Origin of the sequence: Arthrobacter sp. BB-1, assembly GCF_006151685.1 — a bacterium.
Taxonomy (GTDB): Bacteria; Actinomycetota; Actinomycetes; order Actinomycetales; family Micrococcaceae; genus Arthrobacter.
The window spans coordinates 131,356-153,653 of record NZ_VDEV01000010.1 but is presented as its reverse complement, the minus strand read 5'-3'; the positions used below and the strand labels follow the sequence as shown (position 1 = coordinate 153,653).

The following is a 22,298-nucleotide window of genomic DNA, read 5'->3' as shown; positions in this document are numbered from 1 at the left end:
TATGCCGGGTTACCTAATGGCGTGCGGCCAAGGCCGTTCGGCCCTACCGGTTCCCCCTGCGCGGCCGCACCCTGAAACAGGTAGGTGCCGGGGCAGGCGCCCGCGGGCCCCGCACCGAACCTCTGCCGGGCCGCGGGCTCTGAGGATTTTCCAACAATGTCCATTGCACGACGACGGCTCCCCCAGCGCAGGCGGGCCGTCCCTTTTGAAGGCGCACGCCGTGACGCGCTGCGCAAAGGCCTCCTGCTTGCCGGGCCGGCGTCGTCACTGCTCTACGTGGTCTTCACTGACTTCGTGGCAGCGTCCCGCTGGGAGGGTTACCGCCGCACAGAACAGATGGTGAGCGAACTGTTCGCCGTCGGCTCCCCCGGCCGCGACGTCCTTGCCCCGTTCACGTGGCTCTACACGGTGCTGTTCACCGCCTTCGGCGTGGGCGCCTGGCTGTCCGTGTCCGGCAACCGGGCCCTGCGGATCGGCGCCGGGCTGCTCACCGCGTACGGGCTGTGGAACATCATGGGAGCCCTCTACCCGTTGCGGGTGGGCGACGATACCTCCATACCGATGCACATCCTCGTCACCAACGTCCAGCTCGCCCTGATGGTCGCCGCGATGTGCTTTGTGGCGGTGGGGTTCCGCGGCGGGATGCGGATATACTCGATCGCCTCGCTGGCCGCGTCCGCGGTGATGGGCATGGTGGCGTTAATGGCCGCCCCGGGACCGAACCTGGTGCTGGGTATCGGCGAAAGAATCAGCATCGGGGCGTTCCTGCTGTGGGTGGCAGTCCTCGCCGTCGTACTGTGGAAACGGCCTTCAGAGGTGCCGGCGCCGGGCAGCAAGGAGCCCAGGCCATGACGTACGTCAGCGATCTGTCAGCTGTGGGACGCGGGGATGTGGCCGTGGCCGGCGGCAAGGCGGTGGGCCTCGGCGGCCTCATCCAGGCCGGGCTGCCAGTCCCGCCTGGGTTTGTCCTGACCACCGCCGCGTACTCGGAGTTCGTCAGCGAGAACAACCTCGCCACGCGGATCCAGGAACATGCCTCGCTTCCAGCAAACGCGCCGCCGCAGGACTACGAGGCCGCCTCGGAGCGGATCCGTGACCTGTTCCGGAACGGCGTCATGCCGGCCGGAATCGCTGCCGAACTCAACGCCGCCTACATGCGCCTGGGCGGCGGGGACACAGCCGTTTCGGTCCGTTCCTCCGCTACCGCCGAGGACCTGGAATCGGCCAGTTTCGCCGGGCAGCAGGAAAGCTACCTGAACGTCCGCGGCGAGGAGGCACTGGCTAAGGCCGTGATCGACTGCTGGGCCTCCCTCTGGACGGCGCGCGCCATGAAGTACCGCGCCCGCGAAGGCGTGCCGCCGCAGGAGGTGCGCCTCGCCGTCGTGATCCAGCAGATGGTGGAGGCCGAGGCCGCGGGGGTGATGTTCACCGCCAACCCCGCGAACGGGCGTCGGGACCAGGCGGTCATCAGCGCCGCGTGGGGGCTGGGCGAGGCCGTGGTCAGCGGGACGGTCACCACGGATGACATCGTGGTCGAGGCCGGAACGGGCGCCGTGGTGTCGCGGCAGACAGCCGACAAGGACGTCATGACCGTCGCCGCGGAGAACGGAACCCGGGAGGAGCCGGTGGCGGCAGCCCGCCGTCGTGCGCCCGTCCTGGACGACCAGGCAGCGGCCGAACTGGCCGGCTACGGCAAGCGGATCGCGGACCACTTCGGCGCACCGCAGGACATCGAGTGGGCCCGGGCCGGCGGCAAGTTCTTCCTGCTGCAGTCCCGGCCCATCACGGCGTTGCCCGAACCCGCGGCTGACACCCCGGAGACCTGGCCACTTCCCTATCCGAAGGGCCTCTATTTCCGCGCGAGCATCGTGGAACAGCTGCCGGACCCGCTTTCCCCGCTCTTTGCCGACATGATTGACGGTTCTGTGTCGCGCTCGCTGCGGGCGCTGATGGCGGAAGCGACGGGCAAGAACGTCCTCCGCGAGGAGGATCTCCACTTCCCCACCATCAACGGCTACGCCTATTACTACTACCGGACCTCGGGGATGTGGCGGCTGACGGGCAGGCTGTTCACGGCACTCGGTGCGCTGGCCCGCGGCAAGGGGCACATGGGCATCGCGGGTTGGCGCGAATATTCGCATCCGCGCTACGAGCGGGTGATCAAGGACTGGTCCGTGAAGGCGCCGGCGGAGCTCTCCGGGGAGGAACTGCTGGCGGGGGCGCAGGCCCTCCTGGACGCCGGCACCGTGTATTACACCGCCGTGCAGTCCATCATTCCGCTCGCCACCATGAGCGAAATCTCCTTCCGGGCTTTCTATGACAAGGTGCTCCGGCGCCACGGCGATCCGCCCGCCCAGACCTTCCTCCTGGGATTCGACAGCGAACCCATCCGGGCGGAGAAGTCGCTGTATGACCTCGCCGGCTGGGCGCGCAGCGATCCCGCCCTGGCAGCGGCTTTGCTGGAACGGCCGACGGCGGAACTCGCCGAGTGCCAGCGCACCAGTTCCGCGCCCGCAAGGGTGGACGACGTCCTGTGGCAGGAGTGGCGCTTCACATTCAGGGAGCACCTGGACCGCTTTGGCCACGCCGTCTACAACCTGGACTTCGCAAGCCCGGTGCCCGCTGACGATCCCTCCGCCCAGCTGGAGACCGTTAAGTTTTACCTGCGCGGGCAGGGCACAGACCCGCATGAACGGCAGCGGCTGCTGACCGAGCGACGGGAGTCCCTCACTGAACAGATGGCCAGCCGGCTGGGGCCGCGCCGCCGGGCCGTGTTCCGGCGGCTGCTGGGGTGGGCGCAGGAGACCGCGCCGATCCGCGAGGACGCCCTGGCGGACGTCGGGCTTGCATGGCCGCTGCTGCGGCGGATCCTGCTGGAGCTCGGGCGGCGGCTGGTGGACTCGGGTGTCCTCGCCGCGCCGGAGGACGTGTTCTGGCTACGGTTCCAGGAGCTGGGGAGCGCCGTCGACTTCGGGCTTGCCGATAGGGAGTCCCGCGGCGGCGCCGCAATTGCCGGGGCCGGCAGGCCCGTCCGCGCCGCTGCCGTGGAGGAGCGCAGGATGCTGTGGCGGGGCCAGGCGAAGGCCGCCGCCCCGCAGATGCTGCCGGAGCGCCGCTGGATGGACAAGGCATTCGGCTCCATGATGCCGGCAGGCTCACAGCACCAGCCCGGGGACGTGATCAAGGGCGCCGGGGCGAGCTCCGGCAAGGTGACCGCACCAGCCCGGGTCCTGCGGGGCCCCCAGGATTTCGGCCAGATGCAGCCCGGCGAGGTGCTGGTTGCCCGCATCACCACGCCTGCCTGGACGTCCCTGTTTGCGATGGCGTCCGGCGTGGTGACGGACGTCGGCGGCCCGCTCAGCCACAGCTCCATCGTGGCCCGCGAGTACGGCATCCCGGCCGTCCTGGGAACCGGGGTTGCCACGCAGCGGCTCAGCAGCGGGCAGCAGGTCAGCGTGGACGGGGACGCCGGGACCGTCACAATCGAGAATCATGCCGCGTCCAGGGTCCCCCAGGATTGAGCTGGTTACTCCCCCATGCCCGGATGCACCGGAACGAAATCAACCTTGTTGCCGGAGTTCGTTCGGCCCGCCGGCGTCCTGGAGAACCCCCGCGCGTCCAGGTTGTTCTTCGCGCGGAACTCCGCGAGGGCAGCATCGTAGGCGTTGTTGAGGGTAAGGCCGGAGAACTCCCCGGTGCTGCCGTCGGTGAAGGCGATCCTGATCCGGACGCTGTTGGGGTAGTGCCTGTTCATCCGGATGAAGCCGTCTGCGTCCTGCTGGAGAGTAATCACGGGAATCTGCTTTCGTAAGGGGTGCGACCTCCAGTCTGGCGCAGATTCGCTCCGCTCAGATACCTGTCATGCAGGAAAGGGAGGCTGGGAGGCGCATAGTTGAAGAATGACGGGTCCATATACCCGGGGCGATTCGTTTACCAGCGAGGCGTCCCGGAAACACATCAGCCGGTCGCTCGGAGATTATGGGGCAACGGACATCCTTTTCACCCAACGCGGTGACCAGAGCGCCGTCGCCTTCAAGGGCGGCGGGCGGCAATTCCGGATTGTCCTTCCGTTGTTGCAGTCCGAGGGCGCCCTGACCATCCGCGGGGACGTGGCCGACGGCCCGCTTCACGAGGCAAACGCAAAAGTCCTCGAACGGGCCAACCGCAAGTCGTGGCATGCCCTGGCACTGGCCATCGACGCAAAACTGGGTGCTGTGGCGGCAGGCATCGCCACCCTTGAGTCCGAATTTCTGGCCCACGTGGTTCTCCCGGGAAACAACACGGTGCTGGACGAACTCGAAGCCGTTATCGAATCGGCCTACCGGTCCGGCCGGCGCCCGTCATTCGGCGGTCCGGCACACTCCTAAGACCAGCCCGTCGATCCGCCAATGGCGGGAAGGGCACCCTACCCGCTTTCCACCAGAACATGGGTTGTCAGTGGCCGTCGCCTGGGTGGTCAGTATGGTCCACCGTGGGTAGCGGGCCCGGGCTTACGTCCTCCGCGGTTCCACTGACTGCCGGGCCGATGACGAACGCGGACAGGGAGAACATGGCGGCAAACACCAAGAGTCCCAGCGCCGGCGCAACCCAACTGCCGAAGCGCCGGTGGAGCCGGACCAGCATGGGAATGGAGGCCACGAAGCCCAGTACCCCGAACAGTGCGGTACCGCCCGACCCCGCGACCAGCGCCGTCCCGGCCAGCAGCCCGATGTGGTGCAGGACGTGGGGCAACAGCCCCATGACCAGGCCCACCGCCCCCATCAGGGCGTGCCACAGCGCGTGCAGCCTGCCTCTCAGAGCAGGCCCTGCCGGAACCGAGCGCCCGCGGCCGGTGGCCACGGGCGGATGGTGGGAGGAATGGTCAGCTGCCACAGCACCGCCTTCCGCCGTATTCTCCTGCTCTCTTGCCCCCAGTCTTTACCCACCCGGTTTTCACAGCAAGGGCGAAGTTCCCTAGCCTTGAACCAGAAGGCCTCGCCGGCCTTTGGATAACGCCCGCAACGCAAGGGAGCACCATGATGACTGCAGCGGCACCTGCCCCCGCGCCGCGGCCCGCCAGGGGCCACGCCCTATTGGCTGGCACCACGGCCGTCCTTTTCGCCCTGGCTGCCTGTGCGCCCGCCACCGGTCCGGCCCAGCCGGGCGCATCGTCAACCACCCAGGGCCCGGTGCCGGGCTCCCACGTCCACGGGCTCGCCGTCAGCAGCCAAAGCGGCCAGATACTCCTGGCCACCCACGACGGCCTCTTCGACGCGACCAGCACCCCTGCCACCAAAATCGGCGAGACCAATGACCTGATGGGCTTCACCGCGGGCCCCGCCGACGGCGTCTTCTACGCCTCCGGGCACCCTGGCCCAGGCTCCCCCCTGCCCAACCCACTGGGTCTGATCAAGTCTGACGACGGCGGGAAAACCTGGGAACCGCTCTCCAGGCAGGGCCAGTCCGACTTCCATACCCTGGCCGTCACGCAGGCAGGGATCGTGGCGTTCGACGGAACGCTGAGGACCAGTCCCGATGGCAAGACCTGGAACACCGCTGCCGTAAGTTTCGCCCCCGCCGCCCTGGCCTCCCACCCTTCCGGCACCACAGTCCTTGCAACCACCCAAGACGGGATCCAGCGTTCCACGGACGGCGGCCAAACGTGGAAACCCCTGGGCACCGGCCCAGTGATCCAATTTGCGGCGTTCGCGGACCCCGAGGAAGCTGTTGGGGTGGTACCTGATGGCACGGTCCACTACTCGTCAGACGCCGGCGCAACATGGGCCAGGAAGGGCCGGATTGACGGAAAAGTTTCCGCCGTCGCCGCCACCAACGGCGCCGACGGCAGCCCGTGGATCTGGGCAGCCGCAGCCGGCGGTGTTGTGGTGTCCACCGACGGCGGCATGACCTTCAGGCCGGCGGCTGCCGACTGAACCGACAGGCGCCGGCACCCACCGGGAAATCGCCGGTGCCGGACAGCGTCCGGGCAGCAGCTACCCCTCGCAGGCCACCCCGTCTCCGTCCCCGTCCAGGCCTGAACGGTACCCGGCGGAACCGGCATGCAGGGGCGCCGCACCGGCAGCTACCGCCTCCGCGCAGTTGGCGTAGTAGACGGCGGCAGGAGCGGAAGGCTCGACCGCCGAAGGGGCAAGCTGGCCCGGGCACCCGGCCAGGATGACCGCGATCGCGTCGTGCTCGGCCTGCGTCACCCACAGGCTGTACCGCGCCTTCACGGAAACCTGCCGGGCGACGTACTCGCACCGGAAGCCCTTGCTCGGCGGCAGCCAGGTGGCGGCGTCGCCGTCGCCCTTTTGCTGGTTGGTGGGGCCGTCCGTTGCCTGCAGGTTCAGCGGATCATTGGCGAACGCCGTCCGCTGCTCGGTGGTCAGCTGCTGGGCACCCTTCTGCCACGCGTCGCTGAGTGCCACCACATGGTCGATCTGCACGGCGCTGCTGGTGGTTGTGCCGCGGATGAAGCTAATGGTGGTGCCCGTATACGGGTCAGCGAGGATGCCCGTCTTGACCGTGCAGGGCACGCTGCTGGTGTAGGTGATGTCAGTAAGGTCGCGCCGGAGGATGTCGTTCCGGGTGTCGCACCCGTTCTGGTCCACGTCCGCCCAGGTGGGGCCGAACAGCGCCCGCTCATACCCCTTCTTGGGCGCGCGGCCCTTCACGGGGAGGGTGGCCAGCAGGTCGGCCGCTTCAACTGCGGCAGGCTCGGCCGCCGGTGTTGTGGAGCTGCCAAGCGTGTCGGCAGCGGCCGGGGCACCCCCGGCGAGCAGGGCCAGGACAGCAGCCAGTACGACGGCGGCCGTCCAGCGGGTGCTGCGCTTAGGCATCGTTTCAGGCAAGGACGTGTAGACGGACATGCAGTTCCCCGGGTTTGTGTGCATGGTAGGTTCAGGCGCCAAGGCGTCGTGGCCGCGTTTGTGCCAGGGAAGAGCCTATTGCCCGCCGCGTACTGGAACGGGCCGTTTTGGTGGAACTGGGGAAATTCTTGAGCACTCCTGCGCCAACCCTGCGCCGCGTCCGGCGCGGGCAGGGCTGGCGCTTGCGCTCATCCGAACAGCGCGGCTACCCGGGTTAAGGTCTGGTAGATCCCGTAGGCCAGCGGCACGCCCACCAGCGCCCAGGCGATGGCGAGCTTGCCGAGGGATGCTTTGGCGGGCGCCTGCGCGCCGGGGGTGTGTGCAGTGCTCATCTCAGGCCTCCATGGCAGGTTCGTGTGCCCGTCCGCGCTCGGGGCGGGGTTCGTGGAATCGTGCGTCCACCGGCTTGACCATCAGATTGGCCAGGAAGCCGACCACCAGCAGCGCCACCATGGTCAGCAGGGCCGGCTGGTAGGAGGCTGCGTCGAGCTGGCCGGGCTTACCCTGTGCGTCCAGGAACGCGTTGACGATCAGCGGACCGGCCACCCCGGCGGCGGACCAGGCGGTCAGCAGCCGGCCGTGGATGGCCCCCACCTGGTAGGTCCCGAAGAGGTCCCGCAGGTAGGCCGGAACGGTGGCGAAGCCGCCGCCGTAGAAGGAAATGATGACGAACGCGAGCGCCACGTAGAGGAACGTGGTGCTGGACCCGGCCAGCGCCAGCACCGTGTACAGGACGGCACCCACACCGAGGTACACCATGTAGATGCGCTTGCGGCCCGTGACGTCGGAGGTGGCGGACCAGGCGAAGCGCCCGGCCATGTTGCCGATGGACAGCAGCCCCACGAAGCCGGCGGCGACGGCGGCACTCACCAGGGAGACGCCGTCGGACTGGCGGAAGAAGTCCTGGATCATGGGGGCGGCCTGCTCCAGGATGCCGATGCCCGCGGTGACGTTGCAGAACAGCGCGATCCAGAGAAGCCAGAACTGGCGCGTCTTCACGGCGTTCCGGGCCGAGACGTTCTCCGTGGTGACCAGCTTGGCGGCTTTGACCTTGGCGGGGTCGAACCCGGTCGGCTTCCAGCCTGCGGCCGGGACCTTGATGGTGAGGGCGCCGAAAAGCATGTACGCGAGGTAGACGACGGCGAGGGTCAGGAAGAGCTTCCCTACCGCATCGCCGCTGGCCACCCAGTCCTTGGCGCCGGAGTTGGGATCGTACATCTTGAGCAGCGCCGTGGAGACGGGGCTGGCGATCAGCGCGCCGCCGCCGAAGCCCATGATGGCCATGCCGGTGGCGAGGCCGGGCCGGTCCGGGAACCACTTGATCAGGGTGGACACGGGCGAGATGTAGCCGATGCCCAGGCCGATGCCGCCGATCACGCCGTAGCCGAGGTAGACCAGCCACAGCTGGTGGCTGAAGATGCCGAGCGAGCCGACCAGGAAGCCGCCGGCCCAGAACATGGCCGAGGTGAACATCGCCTTGCGCGGGCCGTTCCTGTCCACCCAGGTACCCATGACCGCGGCGGACAGTCCCAGCATCACGATGGCGATGGAGAAGATCACGCCGATCTCGGTCAGGCTGGCACCAAAATGCTTGACCAGGGCCGTTTTGTAGACGCTCGTGGCGTAGGCCTGCCCGATGCAGAGGTGAACGGCGAGCGCCGCGGGCGGCACCAGCCAGCGGTTGAATCCCGGCGGGGCAACAGTTCGTTCTCGGTCCAGCCAGCCCATAGATTTTCCCTTTGCTTGTTCGACGCTTGCTTGTTCGACGCTTGTTCGACGTTTGCTTGTCCGACAACGTCGGTCTCTGTTCGATCCAGAGGCGAAAGGCTCCACCTGCGCCTTTGCCTCCGGCAATCATGGGGCAAATCATCAGCAAGCGTACGAATCTTGCGCCGAGCGGTGGGGAATCCGCGGTGAGCGGCGAAATCCTGGTGGAGTGCCGCCGTCCCGTTCCTGCTTGCCCGCGGCTACCGGACCCTGGGAATGAGCACGGGCGTGTTCTGCTTGTACGCTTCGTAATCCGGCTGGCCGCCCCACTTTTCGTCCGCCTTGGCCTCCAGGAGCGGCACGCCGCTGCCCTTGATGAGCAGCAGCGCCACGAAGACCGGGGAGACCAGGGCGGCCCACTGCCAGCCCTGCAGCACCGGCAGCGCAATGATGGCCACGCCCACCCAGAGGGTGATCTCGCCGAAGTAGTTGGGGTGGCGGGACCTGGACCACAGCCCGGTGGAGATGAACCGGCCCCTGTTGGCCGGGTCCGCCTTGAACGCGCGCTTCTGGCTGTCCGCCACGATCTCAATGCCGAAGCCCGCGGCCCAGACCAGGAGGCCCGCCCAGAAGAACCCGTCCAGCCCCACCTTCCGGTCCGAGGTGATGGCCACCCAAGCCAGCGCCGCAGTGAGCACCACCCACAGGCCCTGGATGGTCCATGCGTTCAGGAAGCGGATGGAGTCGCGCTTGATGTCATCGAAGCGGTCGTCCTTGCCGTGCGTGGTCACGCGGCGGAACAGGAAGGTGCCCAGGCGCACCGCCCACGCCACCACCATGGCCGCCAGCAGCAGGCCCCGGGCATCTACTCCCGGGCTGAGGAGAACCAGCAGCACGGTGATGGAGATGTAGGTCAAAGCTCCGGTGAGGTCGTAGAACTTCTCCGTCTGCGCCCGGTACGAGGGAATGAACACCAGCCACTGGATCACGAACGCGGCCGCGACGCCCAGCGCGAACACCGGCACCCCGGCCAGCGTGGACCCGCCCTGGCTTCCGGCGACGGCGGTCAGCGCTCCCACCACCACGACGATGGGGAGGCTGACGAGAGCCTTGCGGGTTTTGCCCTCCATGCCAAAGTTTCCTTCCCGGCGCTCCGACCTGCTCGATAGCAAGTTTCTCTAATTACTAGAGAGCCTAGCAATATCTGCGGTACGTTTGTTCACGCGTGCGACGGCGGCGGGAGGGTGCCGCCGTTGTCATCGCCTGTGTCAGCTCTCGGCCACGTCCTGGAGCACCTCGTTGTGGCGCAGGAACCACGGCTTGAACGGTGGGTCGAAGCGGGCGAACCTGGGCGGTCCCACAGGGGTCAGCCCCGCAAGCTTGAGTGCCGCCTGCAGCCCGTCATTGCGCCGGGCAAAGGCTGCCGCCGTGCCGCTGCCCGAGAACCGGACAACCCCAGTTAGCGATCCTGGCATCGACCTGATCCTGACGTCGGGATTCGACGGGACGGGGGCCGTTTCGGCCGTCACGCCTGCCGGAAGCACAAAGGCGACCACGAAGTCAGCGGGTGCGTCGCTCCCCGGCAGCGGGCCGCTCTGGAGCACGGGGGCGGTCATGGCCAGCTTCTGTGAGGGTCCCGGTTCCTGGAGGACAGGGGCCGTCATGGCCAGCTTCTGCTGCGCGGTGTTGCTGCCACTGATGTAGTTGAACAAGTGGCGGAAGGCAGCGTTGCCGGCGCGGTCGAAGGTGGCGGTGACCTGCACTTCCGCCACCGCGTGCTCCGGATAGCGTCGCAGCTCGAAGTGCGGGTAGCGGGTGACGAGCTGGTACGGCTGCTGTTCTGTCATGGCTCCTCCGGCTTCGACAAACTGATGATTCCGTAGCGCATTGCACCGGTGCGGTAGGCCAGGATCAGGCGGGGGATGCCCAGAAACGCACTGCGATTACGTGCGCCTAAGGCGAGGCGGCGGGCCTCGGGATCGACGAGCAAGGCCTTCACAAGTCGAAAGGCGCAGATCGTCCATGTGCGTGCGACGCTGCGGCTGGCATCCTCATACCCCGTGACCGTAAAGCCCGCAGCCGTTGCCATCGCCTCATACTCCTCGCGCGTGCCCATCGAGGGCAGGCGCCCTTCGCGGCAGATCGGCTCGAGCAGATGGCGAACCTTCCAACCGCTGGCACCGGTCTCGGCGAGCCAGGCACAGATGACGAAGCGGCCGCCGGGCGACAACACGCGATTCGCCTCGGCGAAGAACCTGGGCTTGTCCACCATGTGCTCACTCGACTCGATGGCCCATGCGGCATTGGCTGAGGAATCGGCGAGCCCGTTGGAGAGCCAGTCGCGGAGTTGGATGTCCACGTCGGGTTCGGGGTGCTCGGCAGCGTAGCGGGCCTGCCCAGCGGAAATCGTGAAGCCGGTAACGCGGACCCTGTGCGTCCCCGCGAGCTGCCGCGCGGTGGAGCCATAGCCGCAGCCAATGTCGACGCACGACTCGCCGGGCCTAAGGCGCAGCCGTTCTCCGACCGTATGGACGAGGGCGTCAACGGCTTCGGCGGGCGTCTCGCGACCTGTTTCCCACAGGCCGTGATGGACATGCTCGCCCCACACCCGGCGATAGATCGGATCGAGCTCGTCGTAGTGGTCCGCGACCGCCACGGCGTTCTGGGAAATATCGGGGACGATCACGCCATCACGTTATAACGCCGCCCCCTGCCGCCGTAAGGTCCGAACCCGTCGTGAGTCATGACGGGGCAGATACGCCGCCATGGAACAAAGCTCAAGATCGACACAATAAGTTCGGACGACCGGCGAACGCGCTTCCGGATGGCCGCCCGGGTTCCTAGAGTGTCCCTAGCAGCAGAACCAATCGCGTCAGGGGAGGCGTATGAGCACAGGCATTCCGCCCAGGGCAGAGGAACCACGCACCTTGGCCGGGCCAGCGGCGACTCCTGTTCCCGCTCCACCCAGGAAGCCCTTGGCAGGGCCCCGGGCAGTACAAACTCCGCCTTCCAGTGGCCGGGAGCATGAGGTGCGGCAGCTGATCCGCGACCTCGCGGCCCTTGCAACCGAACATCGTCCATCAGCCCCTTAGGGCCCGGGGAAGTCCTGGCGCTACCGGTCGGTCTTGACCACCGTGAACAGCACGGCCGAGTCCTCGTCCGCTTCCAGGCTGTGCAGCCCGTCCGGAACAATGAGCAGGTCCCCGGCCTTGCCCTGCCAGGCCTCCCCGCCGGACTTGAGCCACACCGAGCCCTTGATGACGTAAACGGTGGCCTCGCCGGGGTTCTGGTGTTCGCTGAGCTGGGTGCCGGCGCGGAAGGCCATGACGGTCTGGCGGAGTTTCTTCTCGTGGCCGCCGAACGCCGTGTCCGCCGCCCGCCCGCTGGGGGCAGCCACGGCCGCTGCGAGCTGCTGACGGGCCAGGGCATCGATCGATATCTTCTGCATGAGGACACGGTACCCGCGGTTACCCGCGATGCGGAGGCCTCAGCCAAGAGTCATGAATAGTTCAGGGTCATGAATAGTGAAGAGTCATGAGCCGGTGGGGGTCTGGTCGAACAGCCAGGCCGGCGCAGGGTCCTCCCTCACAGCCTTCCGGCGCCTCCGCAGCAGGGCGACGAGTGCGGCCGCGCCTGCAAGCAGCAGGGCGGCGGCCCCTGCGGCAACCACAGGAAGCGCAGGAAGCGATCCAGCGGAAAGGCCTCCGGAAGCAACCTCCCCTGGCTCGGCGCCGGGCCCGGGATCCGCTGCCTTCGCCCCAGGCGCAGGTGCCGTGCCCGCGGGACCGGTCAAGCCGCCGTCGAACACGGTAAGGGACCTGCCGCCCCTGTTGACCACCACCACGGAACCGTCGGCCCGGACCGCCAGGCGTCCGGGGTCATCCCCGGTGGGCACCGTCTCCGCCACGGCATCGGCCCCGGGCGGGATCACCGATACGGTGTTGTCCGCGCTGTTGGTCACATAAAGGGTCCCGTCCGGCGCGGCCACCACTTCCTGCGGCTCGCGGCCCACCCTGATCTTCCGGGCCACCGCGGTGCCGCCGGGCTCGATCACGGCCACGTCGTTGGACAGCACGTTTGCCACGTAAACGGTTCCGTCGGGACCCGCCGCAATCCCGTGCGGACCTGACGTCCTCCCCACCGCGATGGTGTGCGAGGGGGCAGCAGCACCCTTCGGAACAACAGTGACGGTGCCCGCGTGCTGGTTGGTGGCGTAGACAGTGCCGTCAGCCGTTACGGCAGCTTCCACCGGATAGTTTCCGGCCTCGATCACGCGCTCAACCCGGGCCTCGCCGGGCAAAACCACGGACACCGTGCCTTCGGAAGGGCTGGCCACATACAGCAAGCCGTCCGGCGCTACCGTCAGCCAGTGCGTGCCCTGGGTGAGCGGAATGGTCTTGGAAACTTCGCCGGCCCCGGGCGCCACCACGCCGATCTCGGTTTGCATGGCGTCTGTCGTCTGGACTACGTACAGCGTCCCATCCGGAGTCACCGCAACAGACGTTGAAAAGTGGCCCACCTTGATCTGGCGGGAAGCCTGCGGCTCCCCCGGCTGGAAGACGCTGACGCCGCCCACCCAGTTGTAGTCACTGACATACACCACCCCGTCCGCGCCCGCGGCCACTCCAAGCGGCTGGCCGGTCACCTCAATCACGGCGGCATCATCGGCAAACGAAGGAACGACGGCGGCGGGAGCCAGCAGGAGCGCGGCTACAGCGGGCAGTCCTGCAAGAAGGGTCCGTGCGGCGGAACGGCGCCGCGTCACCTCTTGGCCCTGGCCACGCGCAGGACCACGGCCCGGACGGGCTGCACGAGCCAGGCGAACGCATCCGCCAGCAGCACCCCCGCCGTCGTCGGCAGCGATGAACGTGCCGAGAGCACGGCGGAACGGCTTGGATCTCACGTGTTTCCCCCAAAAACTGTGGCCGCCCCTCCGGCGGTGTTTCGATCCTACAGGAGCTGCCCTTGGCACAGTCCGCCCCTCCCCGCCGCCCCATTCGATAGTGTCGGAACATGGACGTGGATACCCTGCTCAATTTCCTGCTGGTCCTCTTCTTTGTGCTGCTGGGCGGGGTGTTCGCGGGGACGGAAATGGCGCTGGTGTCCCTCCGCGAAAGCCAGGTGCGCCGGATGGAAAAGTCGGGAAAGCGTGGTGCCCGGATCGCTGCCCTGGCCGGCAACCCCAACCGCTTCCTGTCCACAGTCCAGATCGGCGTCACCCTGTCCGGCTTCTTCTCTGCCGCCTACGGCGCCTCCACCATCGCGCCCGACGTCGAGCCCCTCCTCGAAGGCATCGGCTTCGGCGCCGCGGCCCAGCCCGCCTCCTTCATCGGCATGACGCTGCTGGTGGCCTACCTGTCCCTGGTGCTCGGCGAGCTGGTGCCCAAACGCCTGGCCATGCAGAGCGCCGTCGGCTTCACCAAGGTCCTGGCCCCGCCGCTGGGCGTCCTCTCCCAGATCATGCGGCCCGCCGTCTGGCTCCTGTCCGTCTCCACGGACGCCGTGGTGCGGCTCTTCGGCGGCGACCCGCACGCCAGGCAGGAGAGCGTCAGCTCCGAGGAACTGTGGGACATGGTGGCCGAGAGCGAGGAGCTGGAGGAACACAGCCGGAGCATCCTCAGCGACGTCTTCGGCGCCGGGGACCGGTCGCTGCAGGAAGTCATGCGGCCGCGCACGGAGGTGACCTTCATCGACGGCAACCTGACCATCGCGGCCGTCCGCAGCATGGTCAGGGACGGCCCGTTTTCACGGTATCCGGTCATCGACAAGACGCCCGACGACGTCCTGGGCTTCATCCACGTCCGTGACCTTATGCCCCGGGAGGGGACGTATGACGACGGGCTGGTGCGGGACATCGCGCGGGAGATCCTTCCGTTGCCCGGCACCAACAAAGTGCTGCCCTCGCTGTCCCGGATGCGCAGGCTGGGCCAGCACATTGCGCTGGTGGTGGACGAATACGGCGGCACGGACGGCATCGTCACCCTGGAGGACTTGGTGGAGGAGCTGGTGGGTGAGATCTACGACGAGTACGACACCGGAACCGAACCCGAGGACCGCGTCACCAGGAGCAACGGGGCGCTGGATGTGGACGGCGGGCTGATCCTGCAGGAGTTCGGATCGGCCGCCGGCATTGAACTGCCGGAAGGGCACTATGAGACGGTGGCGGGGTTCGTCATCGACCGGCTGGGCCGCCTCCCCCGCGTGGGCGACCAAGTGGAGGTGGCCGGCCACGTGCTGACGGTGACGGCCATGGACCGGCTCCGCATTGCCCGCATCCGCGTCACCCCCGCCGGCGGGTAGGCCGGCCTAGGCGCGGTCCAGTCACCTGTTAGGCTGCAAGGCTTCCAGGACATCTAGCGCTACGGCGGTTCCGTCCTCCTGCCGGACGCGCTCCCCTGCCTGTGCCGCCCGGTCCCGGTATTTTGCCGTCTGGGCCAAGGCATCAGTCAGGCGGTCGGCAGTGACTTTCCAGTACGGGATCGGTTCGGGGCCGAGGTCCCGGCGGTGCAGGAGGTGTCCCCAGAATGGTTGGTCCGCGATGAACGGCACCACCACGGAGGGAATGCCCGCCCGCACCGCGGCGTGCACTGTACCCGCCCCGCCATGGTGGATCGCTGCAGCGGCCAGTGGCAGCACCAGCTGGTGGTCTACCGACTCCCGGGCCAGGACATCGCCGGCCCGGAGCGCGGGCGGAAGCTCGATGCCTCCCCAGCCTCCGGCCACCAGTGCCTTCAGGCCGTTCCTGCGGGCGGCTTCGACGATTGCCAGGCCGCGTGCCCTCGGGTCGCCCGCTTTCATGGAGCCAAACCCCGCATAAACAAAGCTGCCGCCGTTGATGAAGTCCGACATTTCCGGATCAACTGGAGCCAGTCCGGAATTACCGGCCCAGTGGCCGGTGAGGTGGACCGTGGCTGGCCAGTCTGCAGGCCGGGGCAGCAGTTCGGGGCTGACCGGGATCATGGTGGCGCGGCGGACCGGCGCCGGCGCGGAACCGGCCGGAAGGCCTTCCACCGCCTGGGCCATCTCGCGCCTGAACATCAGCGTCGCCGCGTTCGCCAGGCGGTAGCTGGCCCGGTTCAGCGGGCCCAGGCTCGCCCTTGTGATGAACGGGGCAGGGAACTCACGTGTGGCGGTCAGCGAGGGAATGGTTTCCACCAGCACCGACGGGACGCCCAGCCTTTGCGCCGCCACCGGTGCACTGAGGACCTTCGGGTGGTAGACCACCACGTCAGGGCCGAAGGCAACGATGTGGTCCACGGCAGCGGACAGAAGCCGGCCGACTGCCGGTCGGATCACGGCGCGGAAGGCTTTGGCCGCGGCCACAGGCGAAACGCCTTGGTCACTGATGAGCCGGGCGAAGTCCATCCTCAGGCTGACTGTGTCCAGGCCTGTGGTGTCAGCGCCGGAGTTGTCCGGGATGGCGGTCCGGATCTGGTGTCCCTTCGCACCGCCGGCACGGGCGAGGGCAAGGAAGGGTTCCACGTCACCGCGTGTCCCGGCCGTGAGCAGCATGATCTTCATGTGGTGCTTCTGTTCCTCTGGCGTAGTCCCGGTTTCATGAGGTGAGGTCCCTGCGTCGGAGGGAGAACGCCGCCACTGCTGTCCCCAGCGCGGCAACGGCGGCCAGGCCCAGCGCCCCGGCCTGGTCGAAGGGCTCCACCGGCATGGCAGAGGAGTGCCGGAACGGACTCGCGTCCTGCAGCCACACCGGCAGGCCAAACAGCTCTCCGAACTCGCCCAGCACCAGGCCGGCCACGAGCATCCCCCATGCCAGGAGGATGCTGAGCCGGGGTGCCAGCGCGACGGCCGCCGCGGCAGTTGCCAGGAACACGAGCGCTGCGGGAACGTGGGCCAGGGCCGAAGGAACCAGGGACCAGGCCGGACCGCCGGCCGTACTGGAGATGCCAAGGCCGACGGCGGCAACGGCGCCTGCCGTGGCGGAGACGCCGACGGCGGAGACAGCAGCGATGAACACGTTCGCGCCGAGCCAGCGGGTCCGGGATGCCGGCGTGGCAAGCAGTAGTTCGGCCCTGCCCTCCGCCTCTTCTGCCCGCATCCTGAGCACCGCCTGAATGCCTGCAGCCGCAGCAAACACTCCCGCAATGCCGAGCAGGGCAGTTACGAACACGTCGATGAGCCCAGCCTGGCCGCCGGGGACAAGCCGGTCAATGAGCTCCCTGATGGGAGCCACGCCGGACACAGCCTCGGAGACCAGGGGGCCAAGGGCCCCTGCGACCGCACCCAGTACCGCCGCCCCAACGCACCAGCCGGCCAGCGTGGAACGCTGCAGCCGCCATGCCAGGCCCACGAACGATGTGCCTCCCACCCCGGCACGCTCCCTGCCGTTGCGCTGGGGCAGCACGCTGGCGCCCACGTCCCGCCGTCGCCGGATCACCAAGGAAACGGCTCCCAGGGCCACCGCGGCAGCGAGCGGCACCAACAATGCGGACGGATCCGGGCTCGTGAACGGCCGCGAGCGCTGGCCCCAGCCGATGGGCGACAGGAGCGACGGCCAGGCACTTGCCACATGGAGCAGGTCCGCGGCCGGCGTTCCCAGTGCGTCACCCACACCCCGAAGCAGGTACGCCCCGCCCACGAGGCCTGCCGCGGCCCCGTTCGCGCTCCTGCCCGAGGGCAGCACCTGGGCGGCAACGGCGGCGAGGCCCACGAAAAAGGCGCCGACTGCTCCGACGGCGGCCCCGGCCCCCAGGGCGCCGTCACCAGGAATTCCGGCAGCAATGAATCCGCCGGCAACGAACACGGCCAGCACCAGGTTCGCGGCGGCGCCCAGGAGGAGCGTTGCCGCCAGGGACGCTGCCCGCGGTGCCGGGACGGAACCCAGGAGTTCAGCCCGTCCGAGCTCCTCGTCGGAGCGGGTGTGGCGCACCACCAGGAATGTGCTCATCAGGCCGGCCAGGACGGCGGTGAAGGCGTATGCCGAGAAGAAAACCACCGCACCGGTGCCGGTACCGTCTGGCAGGCCGCGGAGGAACAGGAACGCTGGATTTGATGCCGCCACGGCGAGGATGGCCGCCTGCGATGGCTCGTCGCCGAACTGCGTCGCCACGGCAGCCGAGGTGGCAAGGCCAAGCAGCGAGATGCCCAGGATCCAGACTGGCAACGCAACCCTGTCCCGCCTGGCCTGGAACAGGGCCAGTCGCAGCACGCCGCGCATCACCGCACCTCGCTGCTGCTGTTACTGCTGGACTGGCTGCCGCCCCTGCCGGTGCTGTTTCCCCCGCTGCCGCCTTCGCTGTAGTGGCGGAGGAACAGGGACTCCAATGATGGCGGGGCCACCGAGAGGCCGCTGACCCCCGGTTCCGCAATGGCCGCCAACACGGCACCCAGGTACGCGGGATCGGCGTCGAATTCCGCTGTACCGCCGGCGATCCTCACCCCGTGGGCGCCCGGCACCGCCGCCAGCCGCGCGCCGTCGGACAGTCCCATGACGCGGAAGTGCGTGCGCTGCAGGTGCCGGAGTTCACCCAGGGTACCCGTTTCCACGGCCACCCCGGACCGGATGATGGTCAACCGGTCACACAGCTGCTCCACCTCACTGAGGATATGGCTGGACAGCAAAACCGTGGCACCATCCCCTGTTACCCGCGCGATCTGGCGGCGAAACACCGCATCCATCACCGGGTCCAGGCCGGCGCTCGGCTCGTCCAGCAGATACAACCGCGCCGGACGGGCAAAGGCCGCAATCAGGGCAACCTTCTGCCGGTTGCCCCTCGAGTAGGTCCGGGCCTTCTTCCGCGGGTCGAACTCGAATTCCTCGATCAGGTCCCGGCGCAGGCTTTCGTCGGCCCCGCCCCGTAGACCGGTGAGCAGGTCTATGACCTCGCCGCCCGAGAGGTTCGGCCACAGGCTCACGTCGCCCGGAACGTAGGCAACGTCCCGGTGCACCGCCACCGGATCGGCCCATGGATCGAGCCCGAAGACACGGACTGTGCCCGCCGTGGGACGGATAAGCCCCAGCAGGATCCGCAGCGTGGTGGATTTGCCTGCGCCGTTCGGGCCGAGGAAACCGTGGACCTCGCCCGCTGCCACGCTCAGCTTGAGGCCGTCCAGTGCCTTTGTCCTGCCAAAGTCCTTCGCAAGGCCGCGGGTTTCGATGGCAGGTTGTGTTGTTTTCATGAGCGGTCTGCTCCTCGGGTCCGTCACGCGAACGCCCGAGGCGGCGCCGGGGGCGTTCCGCAGGCATTGCCTACGGGCCGACCAGGCTTCCCGGCTCTCCGTTCCACAGCATACAAGCGTCCTGACCGCCGAGGAAGACCGCCCGGTTCCCGCTTCCGGGCGTAGACTGGCGCCACCATTCGAGGCGGAGGCATGAGGCTATGAAGAGCATCCGGGCGCAGGCCTCCGACGTCGAACAGAACGCCACTCTTGGCCAGGGCGGTGACGAGCGGTTTTCCGGGTACGGCGTGATGGGACTGCCCTTCAGTTCAGGCCACGTGCTGGCCATGCGCCGTTTCCCCGTCACCAGCGTTGGGCCCGGCTACAGGTCAGTCTGGCTGCGCCGGCCGTCCGGTTCGTGGACCATCTACGCCGACGCCCCGCCCCAGGTCTCCTGCGCCCGCTACTTCGGCGCCGCCCTCGAATCGGCGGTTGAGTGGCCCATCGAGGTCGCCTGGACGGGCGACGCCGCCCTCAGCGTGCGCGTCGGCGGGGATGTGGGCCTGGCATGGGACGTGGAACTGGGGTCCACTCCAGTTACCCGGGCCATGACGGCGGCCCTGACCTCCCTGCCGGGCCCCGTCCTGGAGAACACGTCAGTCCTCAAGGTCATGGGCGCCGCCTCAGGCCCCGTCCTGCGGGCGGGACGGCTGGGACTGACGGGCGCCGTTCCCAACCGGCAGGGATTCCGCGCCAACCCGGGCCGGATGTGGTTTGTCTCCAGGAGTACCGCGTCACTGGAGGGGGAAGACCTTGGCGCCCCGCACCCCCTGCGCGTCCAGGCCCGCCTGGGCGATTTCTTCATCCCGCAGCGCGGCATTTTCCTGATCGGCGCGTCATCCTTCGACCGGTTCGACCCCGCCCGGCACCTTCCGGCTGCCCCTCGTCAGTAGTATTTCCTGCTGTCATGCTGGGGTGGGCGGTCCCCTGACTCCAGGTGCCCGGACCACGTTTGGGTATCCCGATCGTATTTCCCGCACCGCGTACACCGCCGGCGGAAGGTCCCCTTCGGTTCCTCTTCAAGCAACCAGTGATGCCCCAGATTCAGCTTGCAAAGCAGTGACGTCAGCATGATGAAATCCATCTCGAAAGGCTCGGTGGGAACCGGGCCGGAGCCACCCGAGCCGGCTAAATTCTACGCGCTTGCGGGCGGTGCATCCACAGGAAACTTCCTTCGATCCCCCGGGCGACTATCCGTGGGTCACGGCAGCGCCCAAGAGCGCGAACAGCGTCCCGGCGATCAGCGCCACAAGGACCCGCCTGCCCGTTGGGTAAAGCCAGGGGACTACGAAAACGGCCACAGCGAGGATAAGTCCGTTGACTGCGCTCAGGCTCGCGGCAATCCACTCGCCGCCGCGCGCCACTCCGAAGCCGCCGCCGCTGCAGCCGCTGACTCCGCACCAGGCAAAGCTTGCCACGAACCACTGCGGCAAGCTCAGCAGGACCGCCGCGGGCACCACCCACAGGAGGTTGCGGATCTTGGAATTGACCCCGTGGGCAGGCAGCACCACCTCCCGGGACGGCCCGCGGGCATGGGCTGAAGGAGTCGGTGACCTGCCGTTCCGGAGACCCAGGACCAGCCACCGAAATGCAGCTGCGTTGACTGCCGCAAAACCGAGGTAGCCCAGGTAGCGGATGAGCTCCACAAAGCCCAGCGCACCCAGCCGGAACCCGCCCTGTCCGGTGGACCCGGAATCAAAGAGGCCGATGACGAAGTAGGCCGCCGAAACCGGCAGCGTCAGAACGATCACTGCGAGCATGAGCGCCTGGTGGAGCCCTGGTTCCATGCCCACGGCACGGGTGAGCGCGGCAGCACCAACGGCCAGCACCGTCACCAACAAGTAGGTGGCCACCGCAGTCCGGGCCCAGCGCGGCAGAAACGTCGTGTCCCGTCGAGATCCTGTGCGCATGGTCTCCCCCTAACAGCAACCAGTGTACTCAGGCGCCATCTGCCCGCCTTCTATGCCACAAGCCTGGCCACCAGTTCTCCGCGGCTGCCCACGCCCACCTTCTCGTACAGCGCCTTCAAGTGGTCATGCACCGTATGAGGCGAGATAAACAGGTGCCGGGCGATGACGGCCGTCGGGCTTCCGGACAGCGCCTCCAGGCAGACCTCGCGCTCGCGCGCCGTGACCCCGTAGGCCGCGAGCAGCAGGGTGGCGACATCGTGGGTGGTGGCAGGTTCCATGGTGACCACCATCTGCTGGGGGTCGTCCCCGGTGATCAGCCGGCTGGCCTGCAGCACCACCCAACTGTTCCCGGCGTCGCGCATCCTGGCCCGGGCCGTCCCGGACCTCGAGGCGTGGGCCTGCGCCACCACCGAGTGCAGCGTCATGGTGAAGCGGCCGGGCGCTGCGTCCTCCACCTCGGCCAGCCAGGCCGCGGCGGCGGAGGTGGCCGCGCGCAGCTCGCCGTGCAGCCCGGCCAGGACAATGACGGGCCCGACGGCGGCGGGCCCCGGCGGGTGCGCGGCGCGGACAGCGATCCTGGTGGCCGCCGCAAGAGTGGCGGTCACGGCGCCCAGGAAGTCCACCTCTCTGTCGGTGAAGTCCTGCCCGCCATCCCTGAAAATGCTGCCGACTCCCCAGCACGCCTCGTCCACCCGGAAGGCGGCCCGCAGTTCGTGTTCCAGGCCCTGGGGCTTGAGCAGGTCGTTGATCCTGACGCTGCGGACCACCTCGCGGTGCGGGGCGTCGGACATCCGGGCGATGGGCCGCGGGCGGCGCAGCAACTCGGCGAAGTTGTTGGGTTCGGTGCCCGTGTATTCGCACTCGGCGAACCGCGCCGAATACTCCCCGTACTCCCGCTCGCCCACCGGCCACGGCTTCCAGTTGGTCACGGACGTCATCGCCAGGGAGTCGGGGTCGACGCCGGCCCAGCAGCCCTGCTCGAACGGCACCGTGCGCTGCACGACGGCGAGCGCCGACGCGTAGAGGTCCGCCAGGCTCATTCCGTTGACGGCCAGGGCGGCGATTTCCCGCCGGGCACGCTCAGCGCGCTCCTCCCACATAGCTCCAGTATCCGCCCGCCAGGTGCCGGCGCAATCCCCTAAAGTGGGGGTTCCTCCAGCACCGCGCAACCCTCGGCGAGGGGATCGCGGCCGCTGGTCCCGGCGTCGTACTTTTCCTTTATGAACGCCGTATCCCAGGTCTTCGCGGTATTCGCCGCGGTCATCTACATCGCGGTGTTCCCGCTGGAAAGCTTCCTGATGCACCGGCCGGGGGCACAAAAGTTCCTGAGCACCCCGCCGCAGAACGTTCCGGCCGTGATGATGTGGGCCATCCCCACCGGGTTCCGCAACCTGGTGATCGGCCTGGGAGTCCTCGCCGGGGTGGTGGCCGTGAACACCGGCTACGTGGTGGTGGGCTACACCCTGGTGATCTACTGCTGCGCGAACATGGTGCTGACCGCTCCGGCCATGTTCCTGGCGGACATGCAGGGCCACTATCCAAGAAAGGGTGACAGCATCCCCGGCACCGTCGGCGCCACGGTGCCGGCGCTGATAGCCCTGGTTGCGCTGCCGTTCTGAAGGGTAGCCCAGCTCATTGACAGCCCACTTGCCGCCGA

General features: G+C 68.2%; 22 protein-coding genes. 7 read left to right on the top strand and 15 right to left on the bottom strand.

Going from position 1 to position 22,298, the window contains the following annotated elements; translation table 11 throughout:
- The first annotated feature begins 156 nt into the window (after positions 1 to 156).
- Positions 157 to 852 carry a DUF998 domain-containing protein gene (locus tag FHJ30_RS05515; protein WP_139028294.1) on the top strand — a complete coding sequence of 232 codons (696 nt, stop codon included), beginning with the start codon at positions 157 to 159 and terminating at the stop codon, positions 850 to 852.
- On the top strand, positions 849 to 3,521 hold the full coding sequence (locus tag FHJ30_RS05510) for a PEP/pyruvate-binding domain-containing protein (protein ID WP_139028293.1): 2,673 nt from the start codon (positions 849 to 851) through the stop codon (positions 3,519 to 3,521). The genes FHJ30_RS05515 and FHJ30_RS05510 overlap by 4 nt, the downstream gene beginning before the upstream one ends.
- A 5-nt stretch (positions 3,522 to 3,526) precedes the next feature.
- Here the strand turns inward: FHJ30_RS05510 and FHJ30_RS05505 are convergent, their stop codons facing one another.
- The gene (locus tag FHJ30_RS05505) at positions 3,527 to 3,793 is read right to left on the bottom strand and encodes a hypothetical protein (RefSeq protein ID WP_139028292.1); all 267 of its coding nucleotides are present in this window, start codon (positions 3,791 to 3,793) and stop codon (positions 3,527 to 3,529) included.
- 106 nt (positions 3,794 to 3,899) lie between these two features.
- On the opposite strand from FHJ30_RS05505, the gene FHJ30_RS05500 reads away from it, so the two are divergent.
- A complete protein-coding gene (locus tag FHJ30_RS05500) occupies positions 3,900 to 4,367 on the top strand; it encodes a hypothetical protein (RefSeq protein WP_139028291.1) in 468 nt (155 codons plus the stop codon).
- Positions 4,368 to 4,434: 67 nt separating this feature from the next.
- On the opposite strand, the gene FHJ30_RS05495 is transcribed toward FHJ30_RS05500, so the two are convergent.
- Entirely contained in the window at positions 4,435 to 4,872 is a 438-nt protein-coding gene (locus FHJ30_RS05495) for a hypothetical protein (protein ID WP_139028290.1), read from the bottom strand.
- Positions 4,873 to 5,015: 143 nt separating this feature from the next.
- Between FHJ30_RS05495 and FHJ30_RS05490 the strand changes: the two genes are divergently transcribed.
- Entirely contained in the window at positions 5,016 to 5,912 is an 897-nt protein-coding gene (locus FHJ30_RS05490; protein ID WP_240793601.1) for a F510_1955 family glycosylhydrolase, read from the top strand.
- Positions 5,913 to 5,972: 60 nt separating this feature from the next.
- On the opposite strand, the gene FHJ30_RS05485 is transcribed toward FHJ30_RS05490, so the two are convergent.
- The 8 genes from FHJ30_RS05485 to FHJ30_RS05455 form a co-directional block, all read right to left on the bottom strand.
- A complete protein-coding gene (locus tag FHJ30_RS05485) occupies positions 5,973 to 6,818 on the bottom strand; it encodes a DUF1524 domain-containing protein (RefSeq protein WP_306669370.1) in 846 nt (281 codons plus the stop codon).
- 218 nt (positions 6,819 to 7,036) lie between these two features.
- The gene (locus FHJ30_RS21305; protein ID WP_171058930.1) at positions 7,037 to 7,180 is read right to left on the bottom strand and encodes a hypothetical protein; all 144 of its coding nucleotides are present in this window, start codon (positions 7,178 to 7,180) and stop codon (positions 7,037 to 7,039) included.
- 1 nt (position 7,181) lies between these two features.
- Entirely contained in the window at positions 7,182 to 8,576 is a 1,395-nt protein-coding gene (locus FHJ30_RS05480; RefSeq protein ID WP_139028289.1) for an OFA family MFS transporter, read from the bottom strand.
- A gap of 239 nt (positions 8,577 to 8,815) precedes the next feature.
- Positions 8,816 to 9,685: a DUF1295 domain-containing protein gene (locus tag FHJ30_RS05475; RefSeq protein WP_139028288.1), complete on the bottom strand. Its 870-nt coding sequence runs from the start codon at positions 9,683 to 9,685 to the stop codon at positions 8,816 to 8,818.
- Between the two features lie 138 nt (positions 9,686 to 9,823).
- The gene (locus tag FHJ30_RS05470; RefSeq protein ID WP_139028287.1) at positions 9,824 to 10,402 is read right to left on the bottom strand and encodes a heme-binding protein; all 579 of its coding nucleotides are present in this window, start codon (positions 10,400 to 10,402) and stop codon (positions 9,824 to 9,826) included.
- Positions 10,399 to 11,241 carry a class I SAM-dependent methyltransferase gene (locus FHJ30_RS05465; protein WP_139028286.1) on the bottom strand — a complete coding sequence of 281 codons (843 nt, stop codon included), beginning with the start codon at positions 11,239 to 11,241 and terminating at the stop codon, positions 10,399 to 10,401. The genes FHJ30_RS05470 and FHJ30_RS05465 overlap by 4 nt, the downstream gene beginning before the upstream one ends.
- A 426-nt stretch (positions 11,242 to 11,667) precedes the next feature.
- The gene (locus FHJ30_RS05460) at positions 11,668 to 12,003 is read right to left on the bottom strand and encodes a cupin domain-containing protein (protein ID WP_139028285.1); all 336 of its coding nucleotides are present in this window, start codon (positions 12,001 to 12,003) and stop codon (positions 11,668 to 11,670) included.
- 84 nt (positions 12,004 to 12,087) lie between these two features.
- Positions 12,088 to 13,320 carry a hypothetical protein gene (locus FHJ30_RS05455; RefSeq protein ID WP_139028284.1) on the bottom strand — a complete coding sequence of 411 codons (1,233 nt, stop codon included), beginning with the start codon at positions 13,318 to 13,320 and terminating at the stop codon, positions 12,088 to 12,090.
- Positions 13,321 to 13,568: 248 nt separating this feature from the next.
- Between FHJ30_RS05455 and FHJ30_RS05450 the strand changes: the two genes are divergently transcribed.
- Positions 13,569 to 14,855 (top strand): hemolysin family protein, encoded by a 1,287-nt coding sequence (locus FHJ30_RS05450; protein WP_139028283.1) that lies wholly within the window; start codon positions 13,569 to 13,571, stop codon positions 14,853 to 14,855.
- Positions 14,856 to 14,876: 21 nt separating this feature from the next.
- Here the strand turns inward: FHJ30_RS05450 and FHJ30_RS05445 are convergent, their stop codons facing one another.
- From FHJ30_RS05445 to FHJ30_RS05435, 3 genes are read right to left on the bottom strand one after another with little or no spacing between them, the layout of a single operon-like run.
- Complete coding sequence (locus FHJ30_RS05445; RefSeq protein WP_240793600.1) at positions 14,877 to 16,076, bottom strand: glycosyltransferase; 1,200 nt, start codon at positions 16,074 to 16,076, stop codon at positions 14,877 to 14,879.
- 34 nt (positions 16,077 to 16,110) lie between these two features.
- Positions 16,111 to 17,730 carry an ABC transporter permease gene (locus FHJ30_RS05440; RefSeq protein WP_139028282.1) on the bottom strand — a complete coding sequence of 540 codons (1,620 nt, stop codon included), beginning with the start codon at positions 17,728 to 17,730 and terminating at the stop codon, positions 16,111 to 16,113.
- Positions 17,730 to 18,692 carry an ABC transporter ATP-binding protein gene (locus tag FHJ30_RS05435; protein ID WP_139028281.1) on the bottom strand — a complete coding sequence of 321 codons (963 nt, stop codon included), beginning with the start codon at positions 18,690 to 18,692 and terminating at the stop codon, positions 17,730 to 17,732. Before FHJ30_RS05435 ends, FHJ30_RS05440 begins: the two co-directional genes overlap by 1 nt.
- A gap of 200 nt (positions 18,693 to 18,892) precedes the next feature.
- On the opposite strand from FHJ30_RS05435, the gene FHJ30_RS05430 reads away from it, so the two are divergent.
- Positions 18,893 to 19,624 carry a hypothetical protein gene (locus FHJ30_RS05430; protein ID WP_139028280.1) on the top strand — a complete coding sequence of 244 codons (732 nt, stop codon included), beginning with the start codon at positions 18,893 to 18,895 and terminating at the stop codon, positions 19,622 to 19,624.
- Between the two features lie 297 nt (positions 19,625 to 19,921).
- Here FHJ30_RS05430 and FHJ30_RS05420 read toward each other — a convergent pair whose 3' ends face one another.
- A complete protein-coding gene (locus FHJ30_RS05420) occupies positions 19,922 to 20,641 on the bottom strand; it encodes a hypothetical protein (RefSeq protein WP_139028278.1) in 720 nt (239 codons plus the stop codon).
- A 50-nt stretch (positions 20,642 to 20,691) separates the two neighbouring features.
- Complete coding sequence (locus FHJ30_RS05415) at positions 20,692 to 21,741, bottom strand: helix-turn-helix transcriptional regulator (RefSeq protein WP_139028277.1); 1,050 nt, start codon at positions 21,739 to 21,741, stop codon at positions 20,692 to 20,694.
- Between the two features lie 120 nt (positions 21,742 to 21,861).
- On the opposite strand from FHJ30_RS05415, the gene FHJ30_RS05410 reads away from it, so the two are divergent.
- A complete protein-coding gene (locus tag FHJ30_RS05410; RefSeq protein ID WP_139028276.1) occupies positions 21,862 to 22,260 on the top strand; it encodes a DUF1304 domain-containing protein in 399 nt (132 codons plus the stop codon).
- Positions 22,261 to 22,298 lie beyond the last annotated feature (38 nt).